We start from the raw sequence: 17,191 nt of genomic DNA, 5'->3' as shown, positions 1-17,191 counted from the left end.
CCTGGCCGAGCATACATGGTTCCCGCTCAAGCGCGAACCATGACAAGAACGTCCGCCCCCACGGAATAAAGGTAGGAGAAGCATCCTGTGGGGCTGCTCCCAGACGTCTCGCAGCGCGCAGCTCGCGTTGGTTCACGTCGGTTCACGTTGGTTCACATTGGTTCACGTCGGTTCACGTCGGTTCACGTCGGTTCACGTTCCCCCGTGCAGCCGATAGACGATCACGGCCCGGCGCGGAGAGCGCCGACACTCTCGGACAATCACCGACGATTCCCCGCTTCAGCGCACGTCCGGCCGCGGCGCTGCGCCGGCGTCCTCCTCGGGGGCGCCTGGCCACTCGGGGCACGTGGCGCGGTAGTCGATGCCGGGCATGAGCTGCGCCCATTCCTCGCGCGTGAAGTTGCGCCCGGCGTAGGCGCACGCGCGCGCCATCAGGGGCTCGGCCGCGATCGAGAAGACGCGCGCCGCGCCGTCGTTCGCGGCGGTCACGACGCGGGTGGCGTCGGGGCTGAACACGGCGTCCGTCAGCGTGACGCCCTCGGCGCGGAGGGTGATCGCCTCGCCCTGCCCGTCGACGGGGAGCACCCGCGCGATGCCGTCGCTCGACACCGCGACGAGGCGCGCGCTGTCGCTGCTGAACGCGACGGTCCGGACCGCCGCGCCGAGGCCGCTCAGGAGGAGGGGCTGGCCCTGGCCGTCGATGCGGAGCAGCCGCACGCAGCCGTCGAGCGCGGCGATCGCGACGTGGTTCCCGTCCGGGCTCACCGCGATCGCCGCGATCGCGCGGTCCTCGTACCCCGACGGGAGGACGCGAGGGGCGCCGCGGCCGTCCGCGGGCCACACCTTCACGTTGGGCCCCGACGTCGCCACGATGTGCTGGCCATCCGGGCTGAACGCCGCCCTGAGCAGCCCCGCGCGCTCGTCGCGCAGCACGACGGGCTCGCCCGGGACGCCGTCCTCGAACACGCGCAGGATGCCGTTCCACGAGGTCGTGACGATCCGGGTGCCCTCCGGGCTGAAGGCGACGCCCACCACCCGGTCGTCGTGGACGCCGAGCACGATCGGCTGGCCCCGCCCGTCGGCGCGCCAGATCCGCGCCGTCTTGTCGGCCGAGCCGGTGACGACGCGGCTCCCATCGGGGCTGAAGTCGACGCTGAGCAGGTGGTCCTCGTGCCCGCGGAGGACGACGGGCTCGCCCGAGCCGTCGGCCCGGAAGACGCGCGCGGTCTTGTCGGTCCCGGCGGTGGCGATCCTGCTGCCGTCGTGGCTGACGGCGATGCCGGTCAGCGGCCCCGCATGGCCGCGCAGGAGCAGCGGCTCGCCCGGCCCGTCGAGCCGCCACACCCGCGCGGTGCCGTCCTCCGACGCGGTGACGACGCTCGCGCCGTCGCGGCTGAAGGCGGCGCTGTTCACGACCCCCTCGTGGCCCTCGAGGACCATCGGCGCGCCCTTGCCGTCCGCGCGGAAGACGCGCGCGGTCCCGTCCGCGGAGGCCGTGACGACCGCGGCGCCATCGGCGCTGAACGCGGCGCTGCGCACCGCGCCCTCGTGCCCGCGGAGGACGACGGGCTCACGCCGGTCCGCGCCGAGGATGCGCGCCGTCCCGTCGCCCGTCGCGAGGACGACGCGGTCGTCCACCGGGCTCGTGTCCGCGCCCTCGACGCCCGGCTCGAGCCCCTTCAGCGCCGCGGGGGCGCCGTGCCCGTCGGCGCGGACGACGTAGACCGTCCCGCTGATGGCCGTGGCGAGGATCCGGGCGCCGTCGTGGCTGAACACCGCGCGCCGGATGAGCCGCTCGCCCAGGGGCACGACGAGCGGCGGCTCGCCCTCCATGTCGGGGCGCCACACGTAGATCGCGCCGCCCGTCGTCCCCGCGACGACGCGGCTGCCATCCGGGCTGAACGCCACGCTGGTCGGCGCGGCGTCCCTCGTGCTGAGCGCGCGGTCCTCGCGGCCGTCGGGGCGCCACAGGCGCACCGCGCCGTCGGTCGACGCGGTCGCCAGGAGGCTCCCGTCGTGGTTGAACGCGACGGCGACGACGCCGCCGGGGGTGCGGGCCCGCAGCACGATCGGCTCGTCGTGCCCGCCGAGGCGGAAGATCCGCGCGGCCCCGTCGGCCGAGGCGGTGGCGACGAGGCGGCCGTCGGGGCTGAAGGCCGCGTGCTGGACCGCGCCGCCGCCCCCGACGAGCACCTCCTGGTCGACGGCGGGACCCCAGACCGCGTCGCCGAGCGCCTGCACCACGGCGGGGCCCGCGGGGCGGCCGCTCGCCCTGGCGGCGAGGGCCGCCTCCACGGCGAGCAGGCGCGCGCGGGGCAGCAGGCCCCCGGCGCGCTCCTTCGCCGACTGGGCCGCGAGCCGCCGGGCGTCGTTCTCGCGCGACTCCTGCTGCGCGCGGAGCAGCGCCCGCTCCTCCTTCCCCATCTGCCAGACGAGCACGAGGATCAGGCCGCCGAGCAGCGTGACGGCGACGGCGAGCACGGTGACGAGCCGCCGCGTCGATCGCCTCTGGCCCTCCGCCCGCGCGCAGGCGGAGAGGAACGCCGTCTCCTCCGCCGAGAGGTCCCCCCGGCCGTCGCACCACGACGTGAGCTCCGCGAGCGCCACGCCGCCGACGAGGTAATCGTCCCTCCGCCCGTGCGACAGCCAGCGCGCGAGCGGCTCCCTCGTGGCCCGGTCCGCCTCGCGCGACAGGACCCACGCCCCGTCGAAGACGCGGCGGAAGACGCGATTGCGCACGTCGAGGTACGGCGCCCCCGAGGCCGCCGTCCGCTCCACGGAGAGCCCCGAGAGCAGCAGCGTCCGCTGGATCGGGTCCCCGGCGTCGACGCCCACCCGGTGGCCGTCGAGCAGCTGCTTGTACAGCCGGAGGAGCGCCGGCGCCCGCCAGCAGCGGGGCCCCTGCGCCTCCAGGCATCGCTCCGCGTGGCGCAGGTTCGGGTCCTCGGTCCGGCCCTGGTCCAGGAACCGCCGCGCCACGGCCTCGTCGACGTCGAGATCGCGCCGCTCTCCGGCGAGATCGGCGCAGAGCCGCTGCGTCATGTAAGGGTGCCCCGAGGTCCACGCGAAGACCGCGTCGAGCAGCGCGTCGGGGTCGGCCACGAGCCCCTCCAGGCCGGCGCGGAAGCCGCGCACCTCGGCGCGGGTGAAGTCGTCGAGCCGGATCGGGCGGCCGATGTTGAACGGCGCGCGCGCCGGATCCGCGGCGAGCTCCGAGGGCGCCGCCGCCCCGAGCAGGCAGAAGGTCAGCCGGGCGTTGGCGGGGCGCTCCGCGCGCCGGTTCACGAAGGCCCGGAGGATGGCGAAGAAATCGTCCCGCGAGAACGGCAGGCCCAGCGTGGCGTCGACCTCGTCGATGAACAGGACGATCGCGGAGGAGATCTCCACGAGCACGACGTCCTCGAGCCAGCGCAACCAGCAGTGCACCGGCCCGAGGTGCCAGTGCGCGTCCCAGAACTCGTCCGGCGGCTCAAGCCCGAGCTGCTCGGCGATCTCCGAGGCGAGCCCGAGGTACCAGCTCACCGGCGAGGTGGTGTCGGTGCCGAGCGCCCCGAGATCGACGCTCGCACACTCCACCTGCTCGGCGCGGAGCCGCATCGAGACCTGGAGTCGCAGGCTGGACTTCCCCGTGTGTCGGGGCGACAGCACATAGCAGAGCTCTCCGCGCAGGAGCGCCTCGAAGAGCTCTCTGTCCGCGGGGCGCTCGATGTAGATCACGCCCTCGCCCACGGTCCCGCCCGCCTGGAACCGGCGCCTGTGATCTCGGGTACTGGCCTTCGCCTGATCGAGGTCGGGAGGCGCCGAGAAGGTCACGAATCTGACGGTGCCATGCGACGCCAGGACCGTCAACGGAACGACAGCCCGTGTCGCTGGCGTCCGCGGTGAAACAACAGGGCTCGCGGCGGCGCGGTGAATGTCACGCGAATGTCGCCTCGACCGGATGGGCTGGCGCTCACGCGATCGGGACTCGTCCGCGGAGGCGCCGGCGACGCGCGGCCCGGGCTCTACCGTGCGCCTGTGCGCCTGTGCGCCTGCGTTGCGCGCGGCGCGATTGCGTGTGCGCCGATCGTGTCGCGCCGCGAAAAACCGCTTTCTACGTCCAGAAATCGTGGACCGGTCCACGGCTGCCGGTGTAGCGTCCGCGCCGTGCGAGGTGCGTTGAGGGTGGGGCAGAATCGCGTCGTGGCCGTGCTGGCCGCCGTGCCGCTGCTCGTCTGTGCATTGCGCTCTGCGGCTCGGAGGGCTCCTGCGAATACTACGGCTTTGCCTGACACTCCAGAAGTGCCTGCCGGAGCGCGCGGGCGGCCTGACCCGGACGCGCTCGCGCCGGCCGCGTCGCTGCCCATCGGGCTCATCAGGCGAGATGGGCTCTCGTCCGGCGCGTGTGTCGGCTCGCGTGGATGTGTGATGGCTCGACATGCCGAGCTAAGGTGATCACGATGGACCGGCGGCGATCGAGACTCTCCCTCTGGCGGACCGCGCGCGCGGCCGCCCTCGCGCGGGCGGCCGGGGCCGCCTCGCTCGCGCTCCTCGCGGCGGCGTGCGCCGAGCTCGACCAGGAGCCCGCGCGGTCGGTCTCGCTCTCGCTCGGGACGCACGCGAGCGACTGGCGGGAGGAGATCATCTATCAGGTGCTGACAGACCGCTTCGCCGACGGCGACGCGGGGAACAACACCCGGGTGTCCTCGGCGCCGGGCAGGTGGCACGGCGGCGACTGGAAGGGGCTCGAGGAGCGTCTGCCCTACCTCGAGGAGCTCGGCGTCACCGCGCTCTGGATCTCGCCGATCGTCAAGAACGTCGACAGCGACGCCGGCGTCGACGGATACCACGGTTACTGGACGCAGGATTTCACGGAGCTGAACCCCCATTTCGGCGACCTCGCGTCGCTGCGCCGGCTCGTCGCGTCGGCCCACGACCGCGGCATGAAGGTCATCCTCGACATCGTGACGAACCACGTCGGCCAGCTGTTCTATTACGACATCAACGAGAACGGGCGGCCCGACGAGGGCGTGCACGGCAGCGGCGGGGACGGGCGCGTCCAGCTCGAGGAAGTGAACGAGTACGATCCGGAGTTCGACCCACGCGGCGTCCAGGCGCGGACGTCGCTCGGCAAGTCGTCCCGTCGGGCGCCGATCGTCTTCCGTCACGACCCCGCGACCAACCACCTCCCGCCGCGGCCCGAGGTCTTCCAGAACCCCGAGGTGTACAACCGCAAGGGGCGCATCCTCGATTTCGAGGATGTCGACCAGCTCGTGCACGGCGATTTCCCGGGCGGCCTCAAGGACATCGACACCTCCCGCTGCGACGTGAAGCGGGCGATGGTCGACGTGTTCGTGCGCTGGGTCGAGCTCACCGACGTCGACGGGTTCCGCATCGACACGCTGAAGCACGTCGAGCACGAGTTCTGGCGCTATTTCACGCAGAACGTCCGGCTGCAGCTGGCCGCGATGGGCAAGACCAACTTCTTCATGTTCGGCGAGGCCTTCGACGGCGAGGACGACCTCGTCGGCAGCTTCACGAGGCACGAGGTCCCGGCTCACCCGCACGACGAAGCGCTCGGCGGCGATCTCGAGCGCGAGAACGGCGACGAGGCGGAGGGGGGCTGTCCGGGCGCCGCGCCGATCACGGGGGACTCGGTCGACTCCGTCCTGTATTTCCCCCAGCATTATCAGGTCTTCCGCGATGTTTTCCGGGACGCCCGGGCCACGCGGCGGATCGAGGAGCTCTGGCACGCGCGGGCGCTCAACTACGGCGCTGAGCCGAACGCGAACGGCATTGGTGTTCCGCCGCTGAAGGCGCTGGTCAATTTCATCGACAACCACGACGTCCCGCGCTTCCTCCATGTCGGCCCGGGCGCCTCGCCCTTCGAGGCCGATCCCGAGGCGGCGCTCAAGAATGCGCTCCTGTTCCTCTTCACCGAGGACGGCATCCCTTGCCTGTACTACGGCACGGAGCAGGGCTTCAGCGGCGGCGACGACCCGGCGAACCGCGAAGATCTCTGGGAGAGCGGCTATGACACGCAGCGCCCGCTCTTCCGGTGGGTCCAGCGGCTCACGGCGCTGCGCAGGGGCTACCAGGCGCTCACCCTCGGCGAGCAGCGGGTGCGCTGGTCGACGGAGCGGACGGGCGAAGAGGACGAGGACGCGGGGATGTTCGCGTTCGACCGGGGGGAGCCGGACGGCGACTATGCGCTCGTGGTGCTCAACACGCACCCCCGGAAGCAGAGCGCCACGAGCTTCGACGGGGCGGCGATGACCACGGGGCTGACGCGGGGGACCGTGCTCGTCGACGTGCTCTCGCCCGAAAAAAAGACATATAGGGTGGGCGCGAACGGCGCTGTCACCGTTACGCTGCCTCCGGTGAGCGGGGCGCTGCTCATCCCGGAAGACCAGGTCATCCATGGTCTCTGATCCTCCCTGGCACTCCTGCCTTCCAAGAGAGTCTCCAATATGGCGTCTGTCAAAGTGCGCGGACTCAACAAGCGATTCGGCCAGACCCACGTGCTGCGCGGCATCTCGGTCGACGTGCCCGACGGATCGTTCGCCGTCCTCGTGGGCCCGAGCGGCTGCGGCAAGTCGACGCTGCTCAGGCTGCTCGCCGGGCTCGAGGAGGCGGACGACGGCACGATCGCGCTCGGCGACCGCGACGTCACGCGGCTGGAGCCGCGCGATCGCGACATCGCGATGGTGTTCCAGTCGTACGCCCTCTACCCGCACCTCACGGTGCGCGAGAACCTCGCCTTCGGCCTGAAGCTCCGGAAGACGCCGCCGGCCGAGATCGAGGCGCGCGTGAAGGAGGCGTCGGAGATGCTCGGGCTCGGCCCGCTCCTCGAGCGGCACCCCCGGGCGCTCTCCGGCGGCCAGCGGCAGCGCGTGGCCATGGGCAGGGCCATCGTGCGGCGGGCGCAGCTCTTCCTGTTCGACGAGCCGCTCTCGAACCTCGACGCCGCGCTGCGCGCGCAGGTGCGGGTCGACATCCGCAAGCTGCACGATCGGCTCGGCGCGACGAGCGTCTACGTCACCCACGATCAGGTCGAGGCCATGACGCTCGCCGACGAGATCTTCGTGCTCAACAAGGGCGTCGTCGAGCAGTCGGGGCCGCCTCTCGAGGTCTTCGCCCGGCCTCGCACCCAGTTCGTGGCGAGCTTCCTCGGCAGCCCGGCCATGAACTTCGTCGACGCGCGCCTGGAGAGCCGCGGCGACCGGTGGGTCGCGGCCCAGGGCGACCTCGCCATCGACGTCGACGCGGCCGACTTCCCGGGCGCGCTCTCGTCCGGGCGGCGCGTGACGGTCGGCGTGCGCCCGCACGAGGTGGACCTCGCCCCGGGCGACGGCGGCGCCCCGTTCGAGGTGGCGATCGTCGAGGCCCTCGGGGCCGAGTCGTATGCGCACGGCACCGTCGCGGGGGCGCCGTTCGTGGCGCGCCTCGACCCGGCGGCGCGCGTCGGCAAGGGGGACACCGTGCGCGTCGCGCTCCGCCAGGTGCACCTGTTCGACGCGGACTCCGGGCTGAGCCTGCGAGAAGCGTGAGGCGACCGTGCCGAGCTGTCGTTTCGCGTTCGCGCTCACGCTCGCTGCGCCCGCGCTGATCCTCCTCTTGCCCGCGCTCGCGGCCGCGGCGCCGATCCGGCTGTGGCACGCCTACCGCGACGACGAGGCCAGGGCGCTCGACGCCATCGTCGCGGCCTTCGAGGGCGAGGAGGTCGAGGTCCTCGCCGTCCCGTTCGACGCCTACGCCTCGAAGCTCCAGGCCGCGATCCCGATGGGGGAGGGGCCCGACCTGTTCATCGACGCCCACGAGCGGCTCGGCGACTTCCGCGCGCGCGACCTCGTCGCGCCCGTGGGCGACGCGCTCGAGCCGGGCGGCGAGGCCGTGTTCCAGGGGCCGGCGCTCGCCGCGGTCCGGCAGGGGGGCGAGATCCTCGGCCTGCCGATCAGCCAGAAATGCGTGGCGCTCTACATGAACACCGCGCTCGTGAAGGAGGCCCCGGCGACCCTCGAGGACATCGAGGCGCTGGCCGGCTCGCTCCCGCAGGGCGTTTATCCGCTCGCGTACGAGGCGTCGAACGCCTACGCGCACATGCCGATCCTCGCGGCGTTCGGCGGCGCGATGCTGGGCGAGGACGACCAGTTCGGCTTCGTCGGCCCGGGGCCCGAGCGCTCGCTCGAGCTCGTCCGCTCGATGATCGAGCGGCGGATCGTCCCGGAGGACGCGAACGGGGCGCTGGTGACCGACCTGTTCAACGCGGGCCGCGCCGCGTTCGTGATCAGCGGGCCGTGGTTTGCGGGCGGCCTCCGGGAAGAGGCGAGGCGGCGCGCCCGCGTCGTCCCGCTCCCGAAGGTGCGCGAGACCGGCCTCCCGATGCGGCCGTTCTTGACCGTCGAGGCGGTGATGCTCTCTCCCCAGGGCGCGCGGCGCGCCGGGGCGCGGGCGCTCGCGCGCCACGTCGCCGGCGCCGCGGCCGCGGCCACGCGGCTCCGGGTGGCGCGGACGCCGCCGGCGCGGAGCGACGTGGCGATCCCGGCCGGTGACGCCTTCATCGCGGCGTTCACCGAGCAGGCCAAGGTGGCCATCCCGATGCCGACCTCGCCGGCGATGCGCTCGACCTGGGAGCCGTCCACGCGCGCGATCCGCAAGGTGCTCCGGGGCGACGCGCCCCCCGACGTCGCGCTCTCCGAGGCCAAGCGCCGCTTCGACGACGTCCGCCGGCCGCTCCCGCCCCCCGCCTCGCCGGCGCCGCTCCTCGCCGCGCTCGGCGCGCTCGCGCTGCTGCTCGCGCTCCGGTGGGTCCGCGCCTCGAGGCGCGCGGCGCCCGGCGCCGCGCACTGGCGCTTGTTCCGGCGGTCGCTCAGGCGCTCGTTCGTACGCTCGATTCCAGCCTACAAGTACGTCGCGCACGCGGTCGTCGCGATCGGCGTGCTCGTCGTGGTCCCGCTCGTCATCGGCGCGGCGACGTCGCTCTTCGCCGGCAGGGGCGAGGGCCTCCGGTACGTCGGCCTCGCCAACTTCATCAGCATCCTCACGGCCCGCGGCGGGCCGCTCTTCGCGAGCGGCTCGTTCTACCTCGTGCTCGCGGTGACCGTGCTCTGGACCGCGGTGAACCTCTGCCTCCACGTCCTCCTCGGCGTCTCGCTGGCGCTGCTCCTGCACCGCCCGACCCTGCGCCTCCGGGCGCTCTACCGGGTGCTCCTCATCGTGCCCTGGGCCGTGCCGAGCTACGTGACCGCGCTGTCCTGGAAGGGCATGTTCCACCGGCAGTTCGGGGCCGTCACCGGCCTCATCGAGGCGGTGAACTCCGCGCTCGGGACGAGCATCGAGCCCATCTCCTGGTTCTCGAGCTTCACGACCGCGTTCACGGCCAACGTGACGACCAACGTCTGGCTCGGCTTCCCGTTCATGATGGTCGTCACGCTGGGCGCGCTCACCGCCGTTCCGGACGATGTGCTCGAGGCCGCCGAGGTCGACGGCGCAACGCGGTGGCAGCGTCTGCGGAAAATTACGCTGCCTCTGATCAGGCCGGTGCTCGCGCCCGCGGTGACGCTGGGCGCGATCTGGACGTTCAACATGTTCAACGTCGTGTTCCTGGTGTCCGGCGGCGACCCGGACGGCACCACGGACATCCTCGTCTCCGAGGCGTACCGGTGGGCGTTCACCCGCGAGGCCCAGTACGGCTACGCCGCGGCGTACTCGGTGCTCATCTTCCTGCTCTTGACGCTCGCGACGCGGGACTGGCGCTTCCGGCGGCGGACGCCTGTGTCGGCCCTCCCGCAGGGCGGGGCCGAGGCCGGATCGGCGCCCGTGCCGGCGGCGGCGACGGAGGCCGCGTGACGCGGAGGCCCTCTCCGGTCGAGTCGATCGCGGTGCACGCCGCGCTGATCGCGGCGGTCGCGTTCGCGCTGTACCCGGTGCTCTGGGTCGCCTCGATCGCCTTCTCCGGGGCGCGCCCGCCGGTGCCGGAGGTGCTGCCCATCCCGAACCAACCGACGTTCGAGCACCTCGTGGCGGTGGTCACGACGTCGAAGAAGGTCGGCGGCGAGCCGATCTGGCTCTTCCCCCGCCAGCTCGCCAACTCGATCGTCGTCGCGCTCGCGACGGCGGCCGTCGGCGTCTCCGTCGCGGTCCCGGCGGCGTACGCGCTCGCGCGCTTCCAGTTCCTCGGCAAGGACCGCGGCCTGCGCGCGCTGCTCGCGACGCAGATGTTCCCCACGGTGGCGAGCGCGATCCCGCTGTACCTCCTGCTCGACGCGCTCGGCCTGCTCAACTCGCGGACCGGGCTCGTGCTCTGCTACGCGTCGACGGCGGTGCCGTTCTCGATCTTCCAGCTCCGGGCGGCGTTCGAGGCCATCCCGGTCGACCTGGAGGAGGCGGCGATGGTCGACGGGGCGACGCGATTCCAGGCTTTCCTCCGGGTCGTGCTCCCGGCGGCGCGGCCGGCGATCGCCGTGACGGCGCTGTTCGCGATCATGACGGCGTACAACGAGTTCATCCTCGCGGCGACGCTGCTCGGCAAGGAGGAGATGTTCACGCTGCCGGTGGTGCTGCAGCGGTACATCGGCGAGTACGACGCGCAGTGGGAGCGGTTCGCGGCGGGGGCGCTCCTCGTGTCGCTGCCGGTCATGGCGGCGTTCTATGTGGTGCAGCGTCACCTCATCGCGGGGCTGACGACGGGCGGCGTGAAGGGGTGAGCGCGCCGCGGTGAGCGCGGCGGCGGGCGCCTCGGCCGCCGCGCACCGGCGGCGCGGGCCGTCAGCGCCGGGTCCGCCGGCGACGCGACCCGCGCTGCCCGGCCTCGTGGTGCTCGGTGTCGAGCGGCGTCCCTCCTACTTGCCCGCTGTGCCCCGGCGTCGCCCGTCCATGGGACCCGACCCTCGCGGCCGTGGACGCCCGATCGCGACCCCGCTATCTCCATGAAGCCATGCCGAAGGCCGAGGATCCCCCGCCAGTCGCCGCGCCGGGGACCGCTCACGCGGACCTGCGCCCGTCGCTGGGCGGCGAGCCCCGCCCATCGGGGGGCGGCGAGCCCCGCCCATCGCTGGGCGGCGAGCCCCGCCCATCGTTGGGCGGCGAGCCTCGCCCATCGCTGGGCGGCGACGCCGACGGCCGCGGCACGTTCCTGCCGCTCCCCTCCGCGCTGCAGCGGCGCCTCAGCCGGCCCTCCTGGGAGAAGTTCGTGCTCCCGCTGCTCGGCCCCGTGCTCGCGCTGCTCGTCATCGGCGCGGTCGCCACGCTCGAGGCCGCGCTCGACTGGACCGTCCCGAACCCGCCCGCGATCCTCTCGATGATCATCGTCTTCGCGGCGTTCAGCGGCGGCCTCTGGAGCGGCATCGTCACCGCGCTCATCTCGTGCGTGTACTTCGCGCTCTACTTCTCCAAGGATGGCGTCCTGCTGTCGTACGAGGACGACAAGCTCCTCCGGGTCGTCGTCTACGCCGTCACCACCCCCGCCATGGCGGTGATGGCGAGCATCGCCAAGCGCCGCGCGGACGCCATGGGCGAGGCCTCGCTCGAGAACGAGCGCGAGCACTCCGCGAGCCTGCGCGCCCTGCTCATGCAGCGCCAGGCGGTCGAGGAGGAGCTCCAGCAGGCCAAGGAGGCCGCCGAGGCGGCGAGCCGCGCGAAGAGCGAGTTCCTCGCCAGCGTGAGCCACGAGATCCGCACCCCGATGAACGGCATCATCGGCATGACGTCGCTCGCGCTCCAGACCGAGCTCACCCAGGAGCAGCGCGAGTACCTCGAGATGGTCAAGATCTCGGCCGACGCGCTGCTCTCCATCATCAACGACGTCCTCGATTTCTCGAAGATCGAGGCCGGCAAGCTCGAGATCGAGCCCGTCGTCTTCGACCCGAGCGAGATCATCGGCGACGCCGTGAAGACGCTCGCGCTCCGCGCCCACGAGAAGCGGCTCGAGCTCGCCTACGACGTCGGCCCCGACGTGCCCGAGGCGCTCGTCGGCGATCCGCTGCGCCTGCGCCAGGTCCTCGTCAACCTCGTGAGCAACGCGGTGAAGTTCACCGACGCCGGCGAGGTCGTCGTCCGCGCCGAGGTCGACTCGCGCGCGCCCCTCACGCCGCAGGAGGAGGCCAGCGCCGACAGCCAGGGCACGCCGAGCCTCTACGCGGGCGAGGCGCTCGGCGACGCCGTGGTGCTCCGCGTCAGCGTGATCGACACGGGCATCGGGATCGCCCCGGACAAGCAGCGGCTCGTCTTCGACGCGTTCGCCCAGGCGGACGGCTCGACCACCCGCAAGTACGGCGGCACGGGGCTCGGCCTCACGATCTGCGCCCGCCTCGTCGACATGATGGGCGGCAAGATCTGGATCGAGAGCGAGCTCGGCAAGGGCAGCACGTTCCACTTCACCCTCCAGCTCCGGGCGCTCGAGGGCGCCGCCCGGTCGCGCCGCCTGGAGATCCCGAGGGACCTCCTCGGCACGAAGGTCCTCATCGCGGACGACAACGCGACCGCGCGGCGCATCCTCGCGGACACCATCGAGGGCTGGGGGATGAAGGCGGTCCCCGTCGACTCGGGGGCGGCGGCGATCGCCGCGCTCTCGGAGGACTCGGGCGTGTGGGCGCTGCCCTGGGGCAAGCCGGGGGGCAACGCGGTCGGGCCGAGCAGCTCGTTCGGCCTCGCCATCGTCGACGCCCGCATGCCCAAGGTCGACGGCTTCGCCGTGGTCGAGCACTGCCGGAAGCGCGAGATCTTGAAGGGGCGCGTCCTCATGCTGCTCAGCTCGACGTCCGCGCAGGCGGACGTCGCGCGCTGCCGCGATCTCGGCGTCTTCGGCATGGTCACGAAGCCCGTGAAGACGTCCCACCTCCAGGAGGCCGTGTTCCACGCCTTCGGCATCCCGACGCGGACCTCCCTCCGGTCGGCCGACCCGCGCCGCGCCGCGTCCGGGATGCGCGCGCGCGGCCTGCGCGTGCTCGTCGCCGAGGACAACGCGATCAACCAGAAGCTGATGCGCCGCTGGCTCGAGCGGCAGGGCCACCACGTGCACATCGTCGAGAACGGCCGCCTCGCCGTCGAGAAGATCGCGGGCGGGCAGTACGACGTGGCCCTGCTCGACGTGGAGATGCCCGAGATGGACGGCCTCCAGGTCGCGCGGGTCGTCCGCGCCCGCGAGCGGCGCGAGGGCGGGCACATGCCGCTCATCGTCGTGACCGCCTACGCGATGAAGGGCGATCGCGAGCGCTGCCTCCGGGCCGGCTTCGACGGCTACGTGTCGAAGCCGGTGCAGGTCGAGGAGCTCTACGACATGCTCGACCGGTTCGCCGCCGGGCCCGCCGCCCTGGAGATCGAGGACCCGGCGCGCATGTCGCTCGGCGCGCCGAGCTCGTACGCGTCGGTGCCCTCGTCGACGTTCGACAGCGGGCCGCCGAGCACCCGGGCGGAGGAGCGGCTGCAGCCCTCGCCCTCCTCGATCGCGGCCCGGCCGATGTTCGATCGCACCAAGGCGCTGGAGCGGACGGGCGGCGACGCCGACCTCCTGCGCGAGCTCGCCGAGGTCTTCCTGGAGGAGTGCCCGCGCTGGATGGGCGACATCGACGACGCGGTGGCCGCCGGCGACGCCCGCAAGCTCCAGCGGGCCGCGCACAGCCTGAAGGGCGGGGTCGACAGCTTCGGCGCGCGGGGCGCGTTCGAGGCCTCCTTCGCGCTGGAGAAGATGGCGCGCGCGAACGAGCTCGGCAGCCTGGCCGAGGCGCAGTTCGCGCTGCGGGCGCAGATCGAGCGCCTGCTGCCCGAGCTCGCCGCGTTCGTGCGCGAGGGCGCGCCGGCGGACCCGGCGCCGCCGGTGCAGGGCGAGCGGCGCTCTGATAGCGAGGTGACGCGATGGTGAGGGTGCTCGTGGTGGACGACTCCCCGATGGATCGGCGCCTCTCCGGGAGCTTGCTCAAGAAGCGCGCCGGGATGGAGCCCGTGTACGCCGAGAACGGCGTCGAGGCGCTCGAGACGATCGCCAGGTCGATGCCCGAGATCGTGCTGACCGATCTCCAGATGCCGGAGATGGACGGCCTGGAGCTGGTCGAGGCGATCCGCCGCGAGCACCCGTACCTCCCGGTGATCCTGATGACGGCGCACGGCAGCGAGGAGATCGCGGTGCAGGCGCTTCGGCGCGGCGCCGCGAGCTACGTCGCGAAGCGGAGCCTGGCGGCGGAGCTCGTGAACACGGTCGAGAACGTCCTCGCGGTGGCGCGGCTCGATCGGCGGGAGCAGCAGCTCCTCTCGTGCCTGACGGCGACCGAGTCCCATTTCGAGCTCGACAACGACGTGGCGAAGGTCCCCGCGCTGGTGGGCCACGTCGAGCAGAGCCTCGGCCGGATGCGGCTGTGCGACGAGACGGGCCGGATCCAGGTCGCGGTGGCGCTGCGCGAGGCGCTCGTGAACGCCATCGTGCACGGCAACCTCGAGGTCAGCTCGAAGCTGCTCGACGAGCAGCCGAGCGCCTTCTCCGCGCTCGTCGAGCGACGCCGGACGGAGAGCCCCTTCCGGGATCGGCGCGTGGTCGTCGTGGCGCGGGAGACGCGCACCGAGGCGACGTACGTGGTGCGCGACGAGGGGCCCGGCTTCGACCCGCGCAACCTGCCGGATCCGACCGACCTCGCCAACCTGGACAAACCGAGCGGCCGCGGCCTGATGCTGATCCGCACGTTCATGGACGAGGTGCGGCACAACGAGAAGGGCAACGAGATCCGCATGGTGATGCGGTGTCGCTCGCCGGGGGCCGGCGGCGAGCCGGGCGAGGACGGCGGCTGACGCCGTCGCGACGCGACCTGCTATCCTCGGCGCTAGCGCGCGCAGCCGTGGGACGGGGGAGCAGGGAGAGCGAGGTGATGGTTCAGGGTAGCCGGGGCAGTGAAGTCGAGTCGCCGGGGCAGCGGGGCGGCGGATCTGACGGCTCGGTCCAGGGAGATGGCGCTGCCGGACAGCGAGCCACGGGAGGAGACGCCGGCCGCTCGACGCGCGACGCGAAGCGCCTTGCGGAGTCGCCCCTCGGCGGAACAGGCGTCGATGAAACACCACGTGTGATGACCGTCGGCGTCATCACCCCCTATCTGGACGGCTCCTTCTGGAACCCGGTCCTGACGGGCATCCACGAGGCAGCGCAGCAGCACGGTTGTCGGACGCTGGTGATGCGAGGCACGCCCGCCTCGCTAAAGGCCCCTTCGCTCGCCAGAGAGCAGGTGGATGGATGGATCGTCGTGATCGGGGTGGACGGCATCGAGCAGCTCGCCGGCGAGCGGGCCCCGCGCGTCGTCGTCGGCACCCATGTCCACAAGGGCAGCTGCCCGTCGGTGATCCCGGACAACCACAGCGGGATCCGGAGCGCGGTGCGCCACCTGATCAGCCACGGTCACCGGCGCATCGCGTTCGTCGGCTGCTTCCATGAGTCCGATGTACGCGAGCGCTTCGACGCCTACCGAGGGACGCTCGACGAGGCGGGGATACCGTTCGATCCAGAGCTGGTCATCCGGACCGACGACAACTGGTATCCCGGCGGCGAGAAGGCCGCCCCGCAGCTCATCGCGCGGCGGCACGCGTGCACGGCGGCGATCTTCGGGACGGACAAGAACGCGCTCGGGATGATGCCGTTGCTGAAGGCGGCGGGCGTCCGTATCCCCGAAGACATGGCGATCGTCGGCTTCGACGATGTGCCGGAGGCGCAAACGGCCGACCCGCCGCTGACCACCGTGCGCCAGCGGTTCGAGATGCTGGGGAGCGCCGCGTGTGATCTCGTCGTCTCGATGGTCGCCGGCGAGACCGCCCCGCCCGACCTCGTGCTCACGCCGAACACCTTGATCCAGCGGATCTCGTGCGGATGCGACGTGCTGCAGAGCTTCCTCGACGAGGACGCGGCGCCGGGGGAGGGCGCCGACGGTGACCTGGACCGACGGATGGTCGAGCTGCTCCTCGCGCCCCTGCCCCTTCCGCCCGATACGTCGCCTGCCGCGGTATGGCCGGGGGTGGCCCTGGTGCTCGAGGCGTATGAGGCGGCTATCGAGGGCGCCGCGCTCCCTCCGGCGAAGGCGCTGGAGCGCGCCTACCACGAGGCCGTGGGCATCTCGTCCGATATGGGCACCTTGATGGCGATCGTCCGCGTGCTCCGCCGGGCCCACGAGCGGCGCCGCGAGCGGCTGGGCGGAGACGCGGCGTCCGCGCAGCGGGTCGAGGCGTTCCTGGACAGCGCGCACCTCTCGATCGCTCGGGCTCGGCTCAGCGTCGAGGCAGAGTTCGTGGCGCAGCTCGGGATGCTCGTGAGGTCGAATCACGACGTGGGCCTCGCGCTGTTCAGCGGCTCGCAGGAAGAATCCCTCTCGCTCTCCTGGCTTGCAAAGACCAAAGCGGGCTGGGCGTGCCTTGCGCTCCGGGAGGACGCGTCCACGCTCGTCGTCGCCGGCGCCTACAGCCGCGACGGCGACGCGACGCCCCCGATCGGCAGCCGCTATCGGCAGGAGGCGTTCCCGCCTGTGGATCTGCTGCCGCCCTCGGTCGCGAGCGGCGCGCTCATGATGATCCTCCTGCCGATCCGCACCGCCCGGCGCGACTGGGGGTTCCTGGCGCTCATGGGGTCGACCCTCCGCGAGCTGACCGGCGACGAGGGCACGCTCGGGGTCTGGGCGTCGCTGCTCGCCGCGGCCCTCGAGCGCAACGAGCTCGTCGAGTCGCTCTCGGCCAAGAACGCGGAGCTGCAGACCGCCTATGCGAGCGAGCGAGCGCTCTCGGACACGGTGCGCGAGCTCGGCTGCCCGCTCATCCCGCTCCTGCCCGGCGTGCTGCTCGTGCCGCTGATCGGCGCCATCGACCGCGACCGCGCCCTCCAGGTGATGACGGCCGTCGTCGAGGGCGTGGGCCGCCACGAGGCGCGCTTCGTGCTGCTCGACATCACCGGCGTGCCTGCGGTGGACGTCCAGGTCGCCCACGCGCTGGGCCAGACGAGCCGCGCGGTCGCCCTGCTCGGGGCGCGCGTCGTCCTGGTCGGCGTGCGCCCCGAGCTCGCCAGGAGCCTCGTGGACGTGGAGCTCGGCGATCTGTCCACGTACTCGTCCCTTGCGGCCGCCCTTCACGAGCTGACGGCGAGGGGCCGCCGCCCTGCCGGCGCGAGGCGCCGCGCGGCGCGCTTCGCCTGATGGCCGTGGCCGGAGGCGGCCTGGGGAGGACCGATGCTGCAACCGAGGCTCGTCGAATCCCTGCT

At 72.6% G+C, this 17,191-nt stretch carries 8 protein-coding genes; 7 read left to right on the top strand and 1 reads right to left on the bottom strand.

What is annotated here, in order from left to right; genetic code table 11:
* Positions 1-279: 279 nt before the first annotated feature.
* Positions 280-3,813, bottom strand: coding sequence for an AAA-like domain-containing protein (locus tag WMF29_RS41385; RefSeq protein WP_437325585.1), 3,534 nt, complete (start codon positions 3,811-3,813; stop codon positions 280-282).
* Between the two features lie 626 nt (positions 3,814-4,439).
* Here WMF29_RS41385 and WMF29_RS41380 point away from each other — a divergent pair.
* The 7 genes from WMF29_RS41380 (at position 4,440) to WMF29_RS41350 (ending at position 17,126) form a co-directional block, all read left to right on the top strand.
* Positions 4,440-6,410, top strand: a complete 1,971-nt coding sequence (locus tag WMF29_RS41380) for an alpha-amylase family glycosyl hydrolase (protein WP_437325584.1) — start codon at positions 4,440-4,442, stop codon at positions 6,408-6,410.
* Positions 6,411-6,449: 39 nt separating this feature from the next.
* Positions 6,450-7,529 carry an ABC transporter ATP-binding protein gene (locus tag WMF29_RS41375; RefSeq protein ID WP_437325583.1) on the top strand — a complete coding sequence of 360 codons (1,080 nt, stop codon included), beginning with the start codon at positions 6,450-6,452 and terminating at the stop codon, positions 7,527-7,529.
* Positions 7,530-7,536: 7 nt separating this feature from the next.
* Positions 7,537-9,828, top strand: a complete 2,292-nt coding sequence (locus WMF29_RS41370) for an extracellular solute-binding protein (protein WP_437325582.1) — start codon at positions 7,537-7,539, stop codon at positions 9,826-9,828.
* Positions 9,825-10,685 (top strand): sugar ABC transporter permease, encoded by an 861-nt coding sequence (locus WMF29_RS41365; protein WP_272102277.1) that lies wholly within the window; start codon positions 9,825-9,827, stop codon positions 10,683-10,685. Before WMF29_RS41370 ends, WMF29_RS41365 begins: the two co-directional genes overlap by 4 nt.
* A gap of 230 nt (positions 10,686-10,915) precedes the next feature.
* A complete protein-coding gene (locus tag WMF29_RS41360; protein WP_437325581.1) occupies positions 10,916-13,837 on the top strand; it encodes a response regulator in 2,922 nt (973 codons plus the stop codon).
* Positions 13,831-14,754, top strand: coding sequence for a response regulator (locus WMF29_RS41355; RefSeq protein WP_437325580.1), 924 nt, complete (start codon positions 13,831-13,833; stop codon positions 14,752-14,754). The genes WMF29_RS41360 and WMF29_RS41355 overlap by 7 nt, the downstream gene beginning before the upstream one ends.
* 77 nt (positions 14,755-14,831) lie before the next feature.
* Positions 14,832-17,126 carry a substrate-binding domain-containing protein gene (locus WMF29_RS41350; protein ID WP_437325579.1) on the top strand — a complete coding sequence of 765 codons (2,295 nt, stop codon included), beginning with the start codon at positions 14,832-14,834 and terminating at the stop codon, positions 17,124-17,126.
* The last annotated feature ends 65 nt before the right edge of the window (positions 17,127-17,191 follow it).

It is taken from the genome of Sorangium sp. So ce381 (genome assembly GCF_051473845.1).
In the GTDB taxonomy this organism is placed as follows: domain Bacteria; phylum Myxococcota_A; class Polyangia; order Polyangiales; family Polyangiaceae; genus Sorangium; species Sorangium atrum.
The sequence above is the reverse complement of the archived record's forward strand: the minus strand, read 5'-3'. Positions and strand labels throughout refer to the sequence as shown.